The 15,260-nt window shown below is 65.9% G+C and carries 15 protein-coding genes; 10 read left to right on the forward strand and 5 right to left on the reverse strand.

All coding sequences use genetic code 11. The annotated features are described in order from the left end of the window. Positions 1 to 13 precede the first annotated feature (13 nt). The 3 genes from argA (at position 14) to proP (ending at position 3,837) form a co-directional block, all read left to right on the forward strand. Positions 14 to 1,405, forward strand: coding sequence for an amino-acid N-acetyltransferase (argA, locus tag A3CW_RS0114395; RefSeq protein ID WP_028204207.1), 1,392 nt, complete (start codon positions 14 to 16; stop codon positions 1,403 to 1,405). A 42-nt stretch (positions 1,406 to 1,447) separates the two neighbouring features. Next, positions 1,448 to 1,723, forward strand: coding sequence for an oxidative damage protection protein (locus tag A3CW_RS0114400; RefSeq protein WP_028204208.1), 276 nt, complete (start codon positions 1,448 to 1,450; stop codon positions 1,721 to 1,723). Positions 1,724 to 2,379: 656 nt separating this feature from the next. After that, entirely contained in the window at positions 2,380 to 3,837 is a 1,458-nt protein-coding gene (gene proP, locus A3CW_RS0114405) for a glycine betaine/L-proline transporter ProP (RefSeq protein ID WP_028204209.1), read from the forward strand. A gap of 68 nt (positions 3,838 to 3,905) precedes the next feature. On the opposite strand, the gene A3CW_RS0114410 is transcribed toward proP, so the two are convergent. The 5 genes from A3CW_RS0114410 to A3CW_RS0114430 form a co-directional block, all read right to left on the reverse strand. Further along, complete coding sequence (locus A3CW_RS0114410) at positions 3,906 to 4,394, reverse strand: metallophosphoesterase family protein (RefSeq protein ID WP_028204210.1); 489 nt, start codon at positions 4,392 to 4,394, stop codon at positions 3,906 to 3,908. Between the two features lie 41 nt (positions 4,395 to 4,435). Further along, on the reverse strand, positions 4,436 to 4,810 hold the full coding sequence (locus A3CW_RS46265) for a cupin domain-containing protein (RefSeq protein WP_028204211.1): 375 nt from the start codon (positions 4,808 to 4,810) through the stop codon (positions 4,436 to 4,438). 10 nt (positions 4,811 to 4,820) lie between these two features. Next, a complete protein-coding gene (locus A3CW_RS0114420; protein WP_028204212.1) occupies positions 4,821 to 6,224 on the reverse strand; it encodes an FAD-containing oxidoreductase in 1,404 nt (467 codons plus the stop codon). Between the two features lie 343 nt (positions 6,225 to 6,567). Further along, positions 6,568 to 6,777: a hypothetical protein gene (locus A3CW_RS0114425; protein ID WP_028204213.1), complete on the reverse strand. Its 210-nt coding sequence runs from the start codon at positions 6,775 to 6,777 to the stop codon at positions 6,568 to 6,570. Between the two features lie 230 nt (positions 6,778 to 7,007). Continuing rightward, a complete protein-coding gene (locus A3CW_RS0114430; protein ID WP_028204214.1) occupies positions 7,008 to 7,622 on the reverse strand; it encodes a glutathione S-transferase family protein in 615 nt (204 codons plus the stop codon). 434 nt (positions 7,623 to 8,056) lie between these two features. Between A3CW_RS0114430 and A3CW_RS0114435 the strand changes: the two genes are divergently transcribed. From A3CW_RS0114435 to A3CW_RS0114465, 7 genes are all read left to right on the forward strand, one after another. Beyond that, a complete protein-coding gene (locus tag A3CW_RS0114435) occupies positions 8,057 to 8,305 on the forward strand; it encodes a hypothetical protein (RefSeq protein WP_028204215.1) in 249 nt (82 codons plus the stop codon). Positions 8,306 to 8,770: 465 nt separating this feature from the next. Continuing rightward, a complete protein-coding gene (locus A3CW_RS0114440) occupies positions 8,771 to 9,067 on the forward strand; it encodes a hypothetical protein (RefSeq protein WP_245623636.1) in 297 nt (98 codons plus the stop codon). A gap of 1,022 nt (positions 9,068 to 10,089) precedes the next feature. Beyond that, positions 10,090 to 11,157, forward strand: coding sequence for a LacI family DNA-binding transcriptional regulator (locus A3CW_RS0114445; RefSeq protein WP_028204217.1), 1,068 nt, complete (start codon positions 10,090 to 10,092; stop codon positions 11,155 to 11,157). Positions 11,158 to 11,353: 196 nt separating this feature from the next. Further along, positions 11,354 to 12,397: an ABC transporter substrate-binding protein gene (locus tag A3CW_RS0114450; RefSeq protein WP_154677946.1), complete on the forward strand. Its 1,044-nt coding sequence runs from the start codon at positions 11,354 to 11,356 to the stop codon at positions 12,395 to 12,397. A gap of 20 nt (positions 12,398 to 12,417) precedes the next feature. Beyond that, positions 12,418 to 13,242 carry an ABC transporter permease gene (locus A3CW_RS0114455; protein ID WP_028204219.1) on the forward strand — a complete coding sequence of 275 codons (825 nt, stop codon included), beginning with the start codon at positions 12,418 to 12,420 and terminating at the stop codon, positions 13,240 to 13,242. Between the two features lie 70 nt (positions 13,243 to 13,312). Then, entirely contained in the window at positions 13,313 to 14,215 is a 903-nt protein-coding gene (locus A3CW_RS0114460; protein ID WP_035513003.1) for an ABC transporter permease, read from the forward strand. Further along, positions 14,212 to 15,252: an ABC transporter ATP-binding protein gene (locus tag A3CW_RS0114465; protein ID WP_028204221.1), complete on the forward strand. Its 1,041-nt coding sequence runs from the start codon at positions 14,212 to 14,214 to the stop codon at positions 15,250 to 15,252. Before A3CW_RS0114460 ends, A3CW_RS0114465 begins: the two co-directional genes overlap by 4 nt. Positions 15,253 to 15,260: the final 8 nt, after the last annotated feature.

Consider the following 15,260-nt stretch of genomic DNA (forward strand, 5'->3'; position numbering starts at 1 on the left):
TATAATCCCGGGCATGAATTCCCAAACCGACCTCGTCCCCGCCACCGGCAGCACGCCGGCATCCACGGCCGCTGCGGATTCCGCTTCGCAGCTCATCGCGCAGCACGCGCAGTTCGTCGACTGGATGCGATCGGTCGCGCCCTACATCCACGCGTTCCAGGGCAAGACTTTCGTCGTCGGTTTCGGCGGCGAGGTCGTACACCAGAACCTGCTCAACGCGCTCGTTGCCGACATCGCGCTCTTGCAGGCCATGGGCATCCAGATCGTGCTCGTGCACGGTTCGCGCCCTCAGGTCGAGGAGCAGATGAGCCTGCATGGCGTCGAATCCGAGTTCTCGCATGGCATGCGCATCACCAATGCCCGCGCGCTCGAATCGGCGAAGGAAGCGGCCGGTGAAGTACGTCTCGATATCGAGGCGGCGATCAGCCAGGGTCTGCCGAACACGCCCATGGCGCACGCGCACATCAGCGTGGTGTCGGGCAACTTCGTGACAGCGCGGCCGGTCGGCATTCTCGACGGCGTGGACTTCCAGCACACGGGCGTCGTGCGCAAGATCGACGCCGATTCGATCCGCCACTCGCTCGCGAGCCGCAAGCTCGTGCTGCTCTCGCCGCTCGGTTTTTCGCCCACGGGCGAGGCGTTCAATCTGTCGATGGAAGACGTCGCCTCGGCGGCAGCCATCGCGCTGCGCGCCGACAAGATCGTCTTCCTTACGGAAACGCAGGGCCTGATCGACGAGGAAGGCGAGCTGATCCGCGAAATGTCGCTCGACGACGCCTACAAGCTGCAAGAAGGCGGCACCGTGCTCGGCGACGAAGGCTTCTATCTGAAGCACTCCATTCGCGCGTGCCGCGGCGGCGTGGGCCGTGCGCACATCATTCCCTACGCACTCGACGGCGGCTTGCTGCTCGAACTGTTCCTGCACGACGGCGTGGGCACCATGATCTCTTACGAGAATCTGGAAAGCCTGCGCGAAGCCACGCCTGACGACGTCGGCGGCATTCTCACGCTGATCGAGCCGCTCGAAACCGACGGCACGCTCGTGCGGCGCGGGCGTCACCAGATCGAGCGCGACATCGACCACTTCTCGGTGATCGAGCACGATGGCGTGCTGTTCGGCTGCGCGGCGCTTTACGCGTATTCGCAGGAGCGTATCGGCGAAATGGCGTGTCTCACGGTCTCGCCCGAAGCACAAGGCTCCGGCGACGGCGAACGCCTCTTGCGCCGCATCGAGCAGCGCGCACGGGCGCGCGGCCTCACACGCATTTTCGTGCTCACCACGCGCACCGAACACTGGTTCCTGAAGCGCGGCTTCGTCAAGGCAACGGTGGACGATCTGCCCGAAGACCGCCGCCGCCTCTATAACTGGCAGCGCAAATCGCTCGTGCTGATGAAGCAGCTCTGAGCGCGCCGCCACCCACACATACGACTACAGGAGAAGCACAGCATGGCCCGTATGATCCAATGCGCGAAGCTCGGCAAGGAAGCCGAAGGCCTCGACTTTCCGCCGCTGCCGGGCGAGCTCGGCAAGCGCATCTACGAAAACGTCTCGAAAGAGGCATGGCAGCAGTGGCTCAAGCAGCAGACCATGCTCATCAACGAAAACCGGCTGAACATGGCCGATCCGCGCGCGCGCCAGTACCTGATGAAGCAGACCGAGAAGTTCTTCTTCGGCGAAGGTGCCGACCAGGCTTCGGGCTACGTGCCGCCGACCGAAGGCTAACGCCTTGCGGTGCGCGCCCGGGATCTGTCCCTGAGGCGCACAAACACAGCAGATTGCACTGCAAAAACCGCGCCCCCGGCGCGGTTTTTTTATGCGCTTCATGCGCTTTCCAGGCCGCGGAAGCGGTTCCACCGAAACGGCGCAATCCCCCGCCACATGGGGCTTCCAGCCCGCGCCCCGAATCCCCGCAGATACCGGGGTTTGCGCGATCTTCCGTTATCGTGCTAACATGTGGCCTCGTTCAACAGGCATTAGCCATCAATTGCATTCGGCACGGCACCCCAAAACGCCATTATCCCGAATGCGCATATGACAAAAGGAACGCTCCGCCACGCGGGCTTCTTTTTCGTTTCAGCGGCGCTTTGACCAGGCAACCCCAGGCACCTCGTGCCGGTCCAGCGTCCTCATGCGTCCTGCCCCCCTTCCACGGCCACGCAGGCGCAACGTTAAACACAATTTGTCCGAGTGTCGTTTCGCGACACTTCAGCATTGCTTTCGTGCGCCGCTCGCCTTGTGCGATGCACCATCGGCCCGCCCTCGTCCCTGACGTCACGCGGCGAGCCGTGCGCGAAATGTCGCCGCTATCGCGAAACGGTACTCTCCGGCAACCGTGGCGAGCCCTCGTGGGTTCGTCGCAGTCATTGGAGATGCAGACCTTGACCGCTTCCACTTCCGGCTCGTCGGCCCAGACCGACCTTACCCTCGACGACATCACGATCGTCGATAAAAGCCTCCTCAAACGCGCCGTCGGCGCCATGGCGCTCGGCAACGCCATGGAATGGTTCGACTTCGGCGTGTACAGCTACATCGCCGTCACGCTCGGCCAGGTGTTCTTCCCGTCGAGCAGCCCTTCGGCGCAGCTCATCGCCACGTTCGGCACGTTCGCGGCCGCGTTCGTCGTGCGCCCGATCGGCGGCATGGTGTTCGGGCCGCTCGGCGACCGCATCGGCCGCCAGCGCGTGCTCGCGATGACGATGATCATGATGGCCTGCGGCACCTTCGCCATCGGCCTGATTCCCTCGTACAAGTCGATCGGCATTGCCGCGCCCGCGCTGCTGCTCGTGGCGCGCCTGGTGCAGGGCTTCTCGACCGGTGGCGAATACGGCGGCGCGGCGACCTTCATCGCCGAATTCGCCACCGACAAGCGCCGCGGCTTCATGGGCAGCTTCCTCGAGTTCGGCACGCTGATCGGCTATGTGTTCGGCGCGGGCACGGTTGCCGTGCTGACCGCCGCGCTCTCGCACCAGCAGCTGCTCGACTGGGGCTGGCGCGTGCCGTTCATGATCGCGGGTCCGCTCGGCCTCGTGGGTCTCTATATCCGCACGAAGCTCGAAGAAACGCCCGCGTTCAAGCGCGAAGCGGAACTGCGCGAAGCCGAAGAGCACACGCGCCCGAAGCTCACGCTGCATTCGCTTCTCACGCAGCATCTGCGCCCCTTCCTGCTGTGCGTGGGTCTCGTGCTGATCTTCAACGTGACCGACTACATGGCGCTGTCGTACCTGCCGAGCTACCTCTCGGCAACGCTGCACTTCAACGAGACGCACGGCCTCTTCCTCGTGCTGATCGTGATGGTGCTCATGATGCCGATGACGCTCGCGTTCGGCCGTCTCTCCGACGCCGTGGGCCGCAAGCCGGTGATGCTCGCGGGCTGCGTGGGCCTGATCCTGTTGTCGATCCCGTCGCTCACGCTGATCCAGACGGGCGCGCTCGTGCCGGTGTTTTTCGGCCTCCTGATTCTCGGCGCGCTGCTCTCGTGCTTCACGGGCGTGATGCCCTCGGCGCTGCCGGCGCTGTTCCCGACCGCGATCCGCTATGGCGCGCTCGCGATCGGCTTCAACGTGTCGGTGTCGCTGTTCGGCGGTACCACGCCGCTCGTGGCGGCATGGCTCGTCGCGCACACGCAGAACCTCATGATGCCCGCGTACTACCTGATGGGCGCGGCGGTGATCGGCATCATCTCGGTGCTGGCGCTGCATGAAACGGCGCGCCGCCCGCTGCCGGGCTCGGCGCCGAGCGTGAGCACCAAGGCGGAAGCGCACGCGGTGCTGCGCGGGGTGCGTCTCGCGCGCGAACTCGACGAGGAATACGCGGTCGCCAACGCCGTGCGCGCCTGATAAGGCACCACTGAAACGCAAAAAGGCCAGCTTCGTGCTGGCCTTTTTTCTCGCGCGCTCGCTTAGTGCTATTCGACGAGATTGACGTGCTCGACGTCCAGTGCGCCCGTGCTGCCGATCGTCAGGATCGCCGCCGAGATCGGCAACTTGAAGCGGCGCGGCCCCGCGCTGCCAGGGTTCACGTACAGCACGCCCTCGCGCGTTTCGAGCGCGGGCTTGTGCGAATGCCCGCTCACGACCACAGCAATGCCATCGGCTGCAGGATCGCCCTGCAGGTCGCGCAGTTCGTGGACCACCGCAAGCCGGACCCCAGCCAGCGCGACGGTGGTCTGCACCGGCAACGCCTCGGCCCACGCGCCATGATCGTTGTTGCCGCGCACGGCGGTGAGCGGCGCGATGGCCGCGAGCGCATCGAGCACGCGTTGACCGCAGATGTCGCCCGCATGCACGATGGCGTCCGCGCCCTCGACGAAGGCGAGCAGCTCCGGACGCAGTAGATTGTGCGTGTCGGACACCAGTGCAATACGTAGCGGAAGCGGCGGATGTTTCGCGGACATGGCGTTGCTTTTTGGTTGAATACTGCCGATTATCGCCGCGCTCATGCCTCGCCGTCGCCCTCCCCTGGCGCCGCGCCGACATACACCGCGAGCCACACGCTCGGCACGGTCGGATCGGTCCACGACACACGATGACGGCAGTGCGCCGGGATGTGCACGTAGTCGCCGGGCAGCAGGCGTCGCGGCGGCGCTGCCGGGTCCTCGAATTCCAGCGTCGCCGCGCCGGCAAGAAGCGCCACCCACTCCTCGCGCGCGTCGTCGTACCAGAAACCCGGCGGGCTCGCCTGGCCCGTGGAGACGATGCGCTCGATCAGCACCCCGCCGCGCGAAACGAGCGTGTCGATGCGCTCGTCATTGGCGTCGTGATGAATGCCTGCGAAGAGATTGCCGAATGCGGCCGTGTTCAGTTCGTTCATGCAAATGCGCTCATTCAAGAGGTTTCAGGCCGTCGAGCAAGGTCGGCACCAGCTCGCTCACGGTCGGGTGGATGTGCATCGCATACTGCAGCGTCGTGTAGGGCGCGTCGGCCGTCATCGTGTCGATGAACGTGTGGATCGCCTCGTCGCCCTCGATGCCGAAGATCGCCGCGCCGAGAATACGTTGCGTCTGCGGGTCTACCAGCGCCTTCATGAAGCCGTCCGTCTCGCCGCGTTCGCGCGCGCGGCCCACGCGCGACATAGGCATCGTGGCCATGAGCGCGGGTTTGCCGCGCTCGCGCACTTCGCGCTCGCTCATGCCGACGCGCGCAAGCGGCGGGTCGACGTACACCGCGTAGGCGGGAATGCGCGTGTCGGCACTGCGCACTTTGCCGTCCAGCAGATTCGCCGCGACGATCTGAAAGTCGTCGTATGAAGTATGCGTGAACGCGCCGCGGCCATTCACGTCGCCGAGCGCCCAGATGCCCTGCACGCGCGTGCGCAACTGGCCGTCCACGGCGATGAGCCCGTGCGCGTCGCGCTCGATGCCCGCGGCGTCCAGCCCCAGATCGTCCGTGTTCGGCAGGCGGCCGGTCGCGAAGAGCAGATGCGAAACGTCGAGCGGACCGCTGTCGAGCGCGATGCGCACGCCCGCCTGGCCATCCAGCGGCGCGACGCTGCGAGGCTCTGCACCGAAGCGAAAATCCACGCCTTCGCGTGCGAGCACGTCCAGGACCGCGCGCGAATAATCCTCGTCCTCGCGCGCGAGCACGCGCTGACCGCGCACGAGCACCGTCACGCGGCTGCCGAAGCGGCGGAACATCTGCGCGAATTCGAGCGCCACGTAGCTGCCGCCGCAGATCGCCAGATGCTCGGGCAGTTGCTCCAGCGCAAGCAGCGTCGAGTTGGTTTCGTAGCGGATCGTTTCGACGCCTGGAATGGCAGGAATCTGCGCGCGCGTGCCCGTGTTGATGAAGATCGCGGGCGCTTCGAGATCCACCTGCGCGCCGTCGTGAGTAGCAACGCGCACCGCGTGCGCGCCGGTGAAGCGCGCGTGCCCTCTGAACACGGTGACGTTCGGCGCATGGCGCAGCCATTGCTCGACGCCATCGCGCGACGCCCCGATGATGCGCTCCTTGCGCGCCTTAACGAACGCGAGATCGACGCGCACGTCGCCCGGCTGCGCGCCCTTGCCGATTTGCACGCCGAAGTCCGCCGCATGGCGCGCAACGTGGGCGGCACGCGCGCAGGCGACATACGCCTTGGTCGGCGTGCAACCCACGTTCACGCAGGTCCCGCCGAATGACGCGCGCTCGATCACCGCGGTCTTGCGGCCGCTCTTGCCAAGCCGCACCGCGAGAGGCGGGCCGCTCTGCCCCGTGCCGATCACGATCGCATCGAAACGTTGTGCCATGCCGCTCTCCTTTGCCGTTGACGCGAATTGAGCCGCGGGTCGCGAAAGGCGGCCGATCGCGCCATCTTACGCGCGACGAATGGCCACCGCGCGCAGCGTGGTTCCGCGTATCGGGTCCGTATCGGCGTGTATTGCGAAGGGGAGCGCAGGCGCAAAAAAAGAGCCGCCTCACACGTCGAGGCGGCTCACAGGGTGACGTCACAACAGCAAACGGGCGAAGCCGCTGCGCGTCAGGGGGATCGGCGAACGCCGGGCGCGCTTGCGTCAGGCGTTCGGTGAATCTGTAACGGGAGACTCAGTCGTTAAAGTTTGGGGAAACCAGGTGCTTGCAATCAATACACAATCAGTGCACGCAATCGGTCGGCGCACATTCTCCGTGGCCCGCGTTCCAGAGTTCGCGCGAGCGCAGGAAGGCGGCGCGCGCGCCGCGCGTCGCCATCATCAGCCCGACTTGCCCCATGTTGAAGTCGTGCGACACCATCAGCTGCATCAGGTCCACCATCGGCAGGACCAATGCTGGCTGATATAACTGTCGTTCGATAAAGGATTTCATGACCGCTCCCGCTGCATGCCCCGCGTCCTACTGACGCAAGGTCATTCAATGGTTGTCATTTTAGGAATGCAGCGTGCGCCGATAAATGGGCCGTCCGCGAAGTCACTTGTCGAAAATCGCAAACAATCGACCCGAATGCGGAGGCAGGGGGGCGGCGGCGTGCCGGCCGGGCATTGCGCGCGGCCGCGCCAAACGGTGCTTTGCGCGAATCCCGGCCGTGCGGAGGCGCTTCAGTCGAGGGGCGTGGCAACGAATGCCGGCAGCGTCTCGGCGTGCGCGGAAAGCGCGGCAATCGCCGGATATCGGGCGGGATCAGCGCAGCCGGGCAGCATGTACTGGTTGAAACGCCACGCGACGGCCGCGGTGATGTCCGCTTGCGTGATGCGGCCCGCGCACAGCCAGCCGTCGCGGCCCGCCACGAGCTGGTCGAGCACGGCCCAGGCCGCGTGCATCTGGGCGTTCACGCGCTCGAACCACGGCTCGTGCTGGCGCTCGGCGGGGCGCAACTGGCGCTCATAGACCTGCTGCACCGTCTTTTCCATGGCCGCGAGCGCGAAACCGTTCACGCGCAGCGCGAAGGTCCGCTCCTGCGTCTCCTCCGGCATGAGCCGCTGCGCGGCGGGCACTTTGCGATCCAGGTAGTCGAGGATCAGCGTCGAGTCGATCAACTGGGTGCCGTCGTCGTCGATGAACGTCGGCGCCTTCACGACGGGATTGATCTGAGCAAATTCGTCGTACTGCCGAAATACCGAAATGCTGCGGTGCTCGAACTCGAGCCCCAGCACATGGAGCGAAATCGCGACGCGACGCACATAGGGGGAGTCCATCATGCCGATCAACTGCATGGGTTCACCTCGCACAGAAAAAAAGGGATCGGACGTCGATCTTGCAGGAAGCCCTCGCACATTTCAAGGCAAGTTGAGCACACCCGGATCGGCGCCCTGCCAAGACGGCTCGTTGTGCAAAAACACACCGTGTCGATGTGCCACGTCCGGCTCGCCGCACAACAGGGCTACATTTGTTAGCAGACGTCGGATCTGACGCGTCGCGGCATTGTTGCGACGCAGCGCCCCATCCTGCGTACGGGCGCTTTTTTACCGTGCCGCGCTGCTCAAGGCGCAGCGGTGCGTGGGGTCCAAGCGAAGGATGCCGAAGCATTACGCAGAGCGCATGAAAGCGGGTTTTTGCGCGCCACATGTGCTGCAGTGCATCGCCGGGAAACTCCTGGATTCGGACGCCGAACGGCTGAGATAGTCTCAATGCACAAGGAGACGAAATCATGAGACAGGCATTCAATGTTGGTGTTGTCATCGTCCTCGCCCTCCTCCTCGCGAATCGTGCCATGACACGTGTGCAGGCTCACGAGGCTGGCTCGCTTACCTGTGCCCAGGGCTCCGCACTCGTCAAGGCCGAAGCACTCGTGCGCGGATTCGGCGAACGCGGCGCGAGCGCCCAGGGCGAAAACTTCCTCTCTTCCTGTCTCGTTTCGGGCCAGGGTCAAGTCGGCGACCTGATCGCCCACGACTGAACGCCCTGCGCGCCGCGACCGCCTGGACGTGTTTCGCGGCGCGAGCGCCGTTCAACGGCGCAGCGTGTGGTGCCAGGCGCGCTCGCGGACCTACCGCGGGAGCGCGCTCATGGCCAACCCGCGCAACGCCGTACATCACCCGGCCGAACCGGGCTACACGCCCGCCGCCGCGGACCACCCTGGCCGCGGCCGCCCCGATTACCCGCCCGAAGTGAACGCCTCGCTGCGCGACGCCCCCGGCCTTCGCCTCGGGTGCGACAGTCGTCGACCTGGGCGCTGGCACCGGTAAATTCACGCGCCGCCTGCTGCGTCGACGCGGTCCACTCATCGATTCGGAGCCCGCGCTGCGCGTGCGGCCGTTCGTGAAGGCGCCTTACGGCACGGCAGCGTTCCACTGCATCAAACAAGCCTGGCGCGCCGAAGCGCACCGCTGCGGGTTGCCAATTCCCCGGGTTGGCGGCGAGAATGCTCGCGGACCACGGAGAATCTATGAAAGGTTGCATCCTGTTGTTTGGAGTCAGCATGCTGGCGGCGTGCACATCGGTGACGGCCGTCAATTCGAGACAGGATGGGCATCTCACCGTCACGAGCCGCGCGCGCTGGGATCTGGTTTCGTGGAACCACGTGCGCGCAGCCGGGCTCAGCGAAGCCGAAGACTACTGCGAAAAACAGAAGAAACAGCTGCACACGGTCGAGATCCACAGCGAAGGCCTGCGCGGCGTGACGTCCCAGACAGTAGAAGTAATCTTCGACTGCATCTGATGGGGGCCGCACAGTCTTCTCGCTCATCCGCGTCAACCGGGCGTTGCAGCCCGTTAGCGCCCTGTTGCAGACCAAATTGCTCGCGTTAGCGCAATAGTTTGTTGTCGTTCACCCCGATACCCAAACCGCATGACCGCGCTAAACTGACGATACATTTTGTTACGTTCAGGGCCGAGTCATGTTGACCGCATTCTTCATCGCCTGCCCCTTTGGCATCGCGGCCTTGTTCGGATTCGCAAGGCTGATCAATCCACTCACCGGGAAGATCGGTAATCGTTGAGGGCGCAAGCGCCTTGTTGCGGCGCAGCGCCCGACCGATCCTCGCGCCGCCATTCTGCGCGGCTGCTGCGGTTTTTTCCCGCCCTCTCCCGTTTTCCCCTTCGCCGTAGCCAGATCCCTTCGTGTGCCCGCACGGATTAAGCCGTGCCAATAAAAAACCCGCGAAGCGTCAAGCCATCGCGGGTTTCCGGAATCCAGCGGAATTCGCTGGAACAACCACTGGAACAACATCTGGTGCCGGGGACCGGACTCGAACCGGCAAGCCGTTAGGCGGCGGATTTTCATCACACCACGTCTTTCGACGCCTCGCGTCCCTGCCTGGACGCGCGTTCGTGCGCTGGACTATGCCTTCGCCGTCGCTTAAGCGCCGCGTATCTCACGCCGCGCCTGGCCTTAGGCGCCCCCCGTCTAGTCTCTACACCTTCCTGACCACCGCTTTGCGCGGCAGCCGGCTTGGCTCGGCGTTGCCTCGGCGCCTCGCGCGCAACGCGCTTCAAGGCCCAGGGGGTTCGCCGAATTTGAGGGGTTCTGCACCGGCCGTTTCCGGTCGGGCACTCAATCGTTTTTTAAGTCCGCTATGTTTACCAATTTCATCACCCCGGCAGGGCGGACGCGATTCTACCATTGCCCGGCGCGGGTCCCAAAGGCGCAACCGGGGACCGCATCCGTCATCTGCCGGTCATACGCGTTTTTCATAATCGGCCCCATCGAAAACGTTTACAAACGACGCCGGGGCCGCTCGCATGACGCCAACCATCAAGGATGTCGCCGCACACGCCGGATTCTCGATCGCCACCGTGTCACGCGCGATCAATGCGCCTCACACGGTCAACCCCATCACGCTCGCGCGGGTGCGTGAAGCGATCGACGCGCTGAAGTTCCGCCCGAACCCGCTCGGCCGCCAGTTGCGCGGCGAGCGCACGCGTCTGATCGGCGTGGTGCTGCCCACGCTCGCCAATCCGGTGTTCGCGGAGTGCCTGCAGGGCATCGACGAACTCGCCTCGGCGCAGGGCTTTCGCCTCATGCTGATGACCACGCAATACGACGCCGATCGCGAGCGTCATGCGATCGAGACGTTGCGCGCGCAACGTGTCGAGGGCCTGATCCTGACCGTCGCCGACGCCGACACGCACCCGCTGCTCGACGAACTCGACGCGGACGGCCCGCTCTACGTGCTGATGCACAACGATACGAAGCGGCGCCCTTCGGTATCGGTGGACAACCACAAGGCCGCCTGCGACGGCGTGCGCATGCTCATCGCGCATGGTCATCGCCGCATTCTCATGCTGGCCGGCACGTTGGCCGCCTCCGACCGCGCGCGCCAGCGCCACGCTGGCTATGCCCTCGCGATGCAGCAGGCCGGCCTCACGCCCGCGCCGGCCCTCGAAATCGATTTCAACGCGCAGGAACTCGCGCCTTCGGTGCTCGCGCATCTGACGAGCGGACCCGCGCGCCCCACGGCCCTCTTCTGCAGTAACGACCTGCTGGCGATGGTCGTGATGCGCGGACTGCGCCGCGCCCGTCTGCGCGTGCCGCAGGACATGTCGATTCTCGGCTTCGACGGCCTCGCGATGGGCGAACTGCTCGCGCCGCCGCTTGCGAGCATCGGCACGCCGAACCGCGAGATCGGACGCGAAGCGTGGCAATGCCTGATGGCGCGCATCGGCGGCCAGTACGCGGGGCCGCTCGCCAATACGCTGCCGCACACCTTGCGCGCGGGCGGCACCATCGCGGCGATCGCGCACGCGCCGCTCGGCGCGCGTGGGAGCGCGATCGATCGCGACCTCGAACTCGGCGGCGCGCTCCCGTGAGTCCGTGGCGCGTCTGAAGAACAAACCGAACCAGCCAAACAAGCCAAATAATCCGGACCGCGCACGCACGCGGCCCTCATCCACCAGAACGCTCTCGCAACCGACCTGGAGACCTGCCGTGACCAGCCGCTTCGCCTTTGCCGGCCCGCTTTCGCTTGTGCCCGTGCGCGCCGCCCTGCGCGCGCTAGCCGCGCCCGTGCGGCGCTTGACCCGCTTGCCCCGCTTCTCCCGTGCGCTGCCGCTCGCCGCGAGCGCCGCCGCCCTCGTCGCTGGATTTGCCGCGCCGCTTTCGGCACAGGCCGACCAAACCGCAATCTGCTACAACTGCCCGCCCGAATGGGCAGACTGGGCGAGCCAGATTCAGGCGATCCAGAAAGAGACTGGCATTCGCGTGCCGTTCGACAACAAGAATTCCGGCCAATCCATCGCACAACTGATGGCCGAGCAGAAGAGCCCGGTCGCCGACGTCGTCTACCTAGGCGTGTCTTCGGCGTTCCAGGCGAAGGACAAGGGCGTGATCACGCCGTACAAGCCCGCGCACTGGAACGACATTCCGGCCGACCTGAAGGACCCGCAAGGCTACTGGTTCGCCATCCACTCGGGCACGCTCGGCTTCTTCGTCAACAAGGACGCGCTCGAAGGCAAGCCGGTACCGCGTTCGTGGGCCGATCTTCTCAAGCCCGAGTACAAGGGCATGGTCGGCTACCTCGATCCGTCGAGCGCCTTCGTGGGGTATGCGGGCGCGGTGGCCGTGAACCTCGCGTTGGGCGGCACGCTCGACAACTTCCAGCCCGCTTTCGAATGGTTCGGCAAGCTCAAGGCGAACCAGCCGATCGTGCCGAAGCAGACCGCCTACGCGCGCGTGCTTTCGGGTGAGATTCCGATCCTGCTCGACTACGACTTCGACGCCTACCGCGCCAAGTACAAGGACCACGCGAACGTCGAGTTCGTGATCCCCAAGGAAGGCACGATTTCGGTGCCCTACGTGATGAGCCTCGTGAAGAACGGTCCGCACGAAGCGAACGGCAAGAAGGTGCTCGACTTCGTGCTCTCCGACGAAGGCCAGAAGCTCTGGGCCAATGCCTACCTGCGCCCGGTGCGCGCGAGCGCGCTCTCGCCGGAAGCGGCCTCGAAGTTCCTGCCCGCGAGCGACTATGCGCGCGCAAAACCCGTGGACTTCGCGAAGATGGCGGCGCAGCAGCAGGCGTTCGGCGAGCGCTATCTGCAGATCATGCACTGATACTCAAGCCGATCACTTCCATGCATGACCTCACTTTTCCGCTGCGCTGGCGTGTGGCGCTCATCGCGCCCGCGCTCGCGGTGTTCCTCGCATTCTGGCTGTTGCCGATGATCGCGCTCGTGCAGGTGAGCGCCGACGGACACTTCGTCGAAACTTATCGCGCACTGCTGACGAATGGCCGCTACATGAGGAGCCTTGGCGCGACCATCGCACTCTCGGCCGCCGTGACCGCGGCAACGCTCGTGATCTCGACGATCTGCGGCCTTCTGCTCGCGCGGCGCGCGTTCGCGGGGCGCCGCGCGCTCGTCGCGTTGCTCACGTTTCCACTGGCGTTTCCGGGCGTGGTGGTCGGCTTCATGGTCATCATGCTCGCCGGCCGCCAGGGGTTGATCGGCGCGCTTTCGCTGCGGCTCACCGGCGAGCGCTGGGTGTTCGCGTACTCGATGGCGGGACTCTTCGTGGGTTATCTGTACTTTTCGATCCCGCGCGTGATCGTGACGGTGATGGCCTGCGCAAGCCAGCTCGACGGCTCGCTCGAAGAGGCCGCACGCTCGCTTGGTGCGTCGTCGTGGCGTGTGCTGTGCGACGTGATCCTGCCCGCGCTCGCGCCCGGCCTCGTCGCCGCAGGGGCGATCTGCTTCGCGACCGCGATGGGCGCGTTCGGCACGGCGTTCACGCTCGCCACCGACATCGACGTCCTGCCGATGACGATCTATACCGAGTTCACGCTCAACGCGAACATGGTCACGGCGGCCGGCCTCTCGATCGTGCTCGGTCTCGTCACGTGGGCGGTGCTCACGCTCGCGCGCAGCGTGTCGGGCGCGGCCGTCGCGGCCACGGCATGAGCACGCGGTGGTTTTCGAGGACTCCAGAATGAATACGGTCGTCAATCCCGCCGCGGCGGCGGCGCAAGACATGCACGAAGCGCCCGGCCGGCCGCCCGCCGCGCGGCGGCGCTTCGCGCTGCCCTCGGCGCGTGCATGGATTGCGTGCGCGCAATGGCTCGTCACGCTCGCCACCTGCGCGTTTCTTATCGTTCCCGTGGTGATGTCGATCCTCGCGGGACTGACCGTCAACTATTTTCGCGGCGTGGCGAGCGGCCTCACGCTGCGCTGGCTCGACCAGGTCTGGACGCAGTATCACGCGAGCGTCTTTCTCTCGCTCGAAGTGGCGGCCGCCACGCTCGTCATCACGCTCGTGACCGGCGTGCCCGCGGGCTATGCGCTCGCGCGCAGCCGCACGCGCCTCTCGCGTCTGATCGAGGAATTGCTCGTGCTACCCGTAGCGCTGCCCGGCCTCGCTTCGGCGCTCGCCCTGCTCGTGGTGTACGGCGGCTTCAGCGCCTTTCGCATGAGCGCGGCGTTCATCGTGGTTGGCCACGTGGTGTTCACGCTGCCGTTCATGGTGCGGCCCGTGGCGGCCGTGTGCGCGTCGGCGGACCTGCGCACGCTCGAAGAAGGCGCGGCGAGCCTTGGAGCGAGCTTCTGGCAGCGCTTCACGACCATCGTGCTGCCCAATGCGCGGCCCGGCATCGTGGCGGGTGCGCTCGCGGTGCTCACGCTCTCCATCGGCGAATTCAACCTCACGTGGATGCTGCACACGCCCGACACCAAAACGCTCCCAGTCGGCCTCGCGGACACCTACGCGTCGCTGCGCATCGAAGTGGGCAGCGCCTACACGATCCTCTTCTTCCTCATGACGATGCCGCTGCTCGTGGCGATGCAATGGCTCGGCGTGGACGTACCCGGCTCCTCAGGAAAGCCATCTGGCAAGCAGCGCCTCGCAGGCCAGCAAAAGAACAACAAGGATTCCGAATGAAACTCGAACCGATCCCGATTACGCTCACGCGCTGCGCGAAGACGTTTCGCGGCACGCGCGTGCTCGAACCGCTCGACCTCGCGATCGGCGCGGGCGAGACGCTCGTACTGCTCGGCCCTTCGGGCTGCGGCAAGACCACCACGCTGCGCATGATCGCGGGTCTGGAAACGCCCGACGCCGGCGGCCGCGTGGCCTTTGGCGACGAGGACGTGACCGCGCAGCCCATCGAGCGGCGCAAGGTCGGCATGGTGTTCCAGAACTACGCCCTCTTTCCGAACCTCGACGTGCGCGGCAACATCGGCTATGGCCTGAAGATCCAGCGCGTTCCCGCCGCCGACACGCGCGCACGCGTCGACGAACTGCTCGCGATGATGCGTCTCGAAGCGCACGCGGCCAAGCCCATCAACCAGCTTTCGGGCGGCCAGCGCCAGCGCGTGGCGCTCGCACGCGCGCTCGCGCCGCGCCCGCGTGTACTGCTGCTGGACGAGCCGCTCACCGCACTCGATGCGCGCCTGCGCGACACCTTGCGCAGCGAGATGAACATGCTGTTGCGCGAGCTGGGCGTCACGACCGTCTACGTCACGCACGATCAGGCCGAGGCGATGGAACTGGGCGACCGCATCGTAGTGATGAGCGCGGGCCGTATCGAGCAGATCGGCACGCCGCGCGAGATCTACTTCCAGCCGGCGAGCCGTGCGGTCGCGCAGTTCGTCGGCACGCTCAACCGGATCGCCGGAGAATGGCAAGGCGGGATGCTGCGTACGAGCGGCGGCGCCGTGCCGGCCAGCGCGTCCCAGACCGCCGGCGCCGCCGAACTGTATTTCCGCCCCGAAGACGCCACGCTCGCCGACCCCATCGGGGCGCAACTATGCGGGGTGATCGAGCAGGCGACCTTTCTCGGCGAGCGCACGCGCCTCACGATCGGCGGCGCGGCGCCCGATGCCCTGCTCGTCGACGTGGCGGGCCGCGTCGAGCTGGCGCGCGGCACGCCGGTCGGCATTTCGATCAACCCTGAAGCGCTCATCGCGCTCGCGTAATTCTTACA

The sequence above is a fragment of the Paraburkholderia nodosa DSM 21604 genome (assembly GCF_000519185.1).
GTDB classification, from domain to species: domain Bacteria; phylum Pseudomonadota; class Gammaproteobacteria; order Burkholderiales; family Burkholderiaceae; genus Paraburkholderia; species Paraburkholderia nodosa.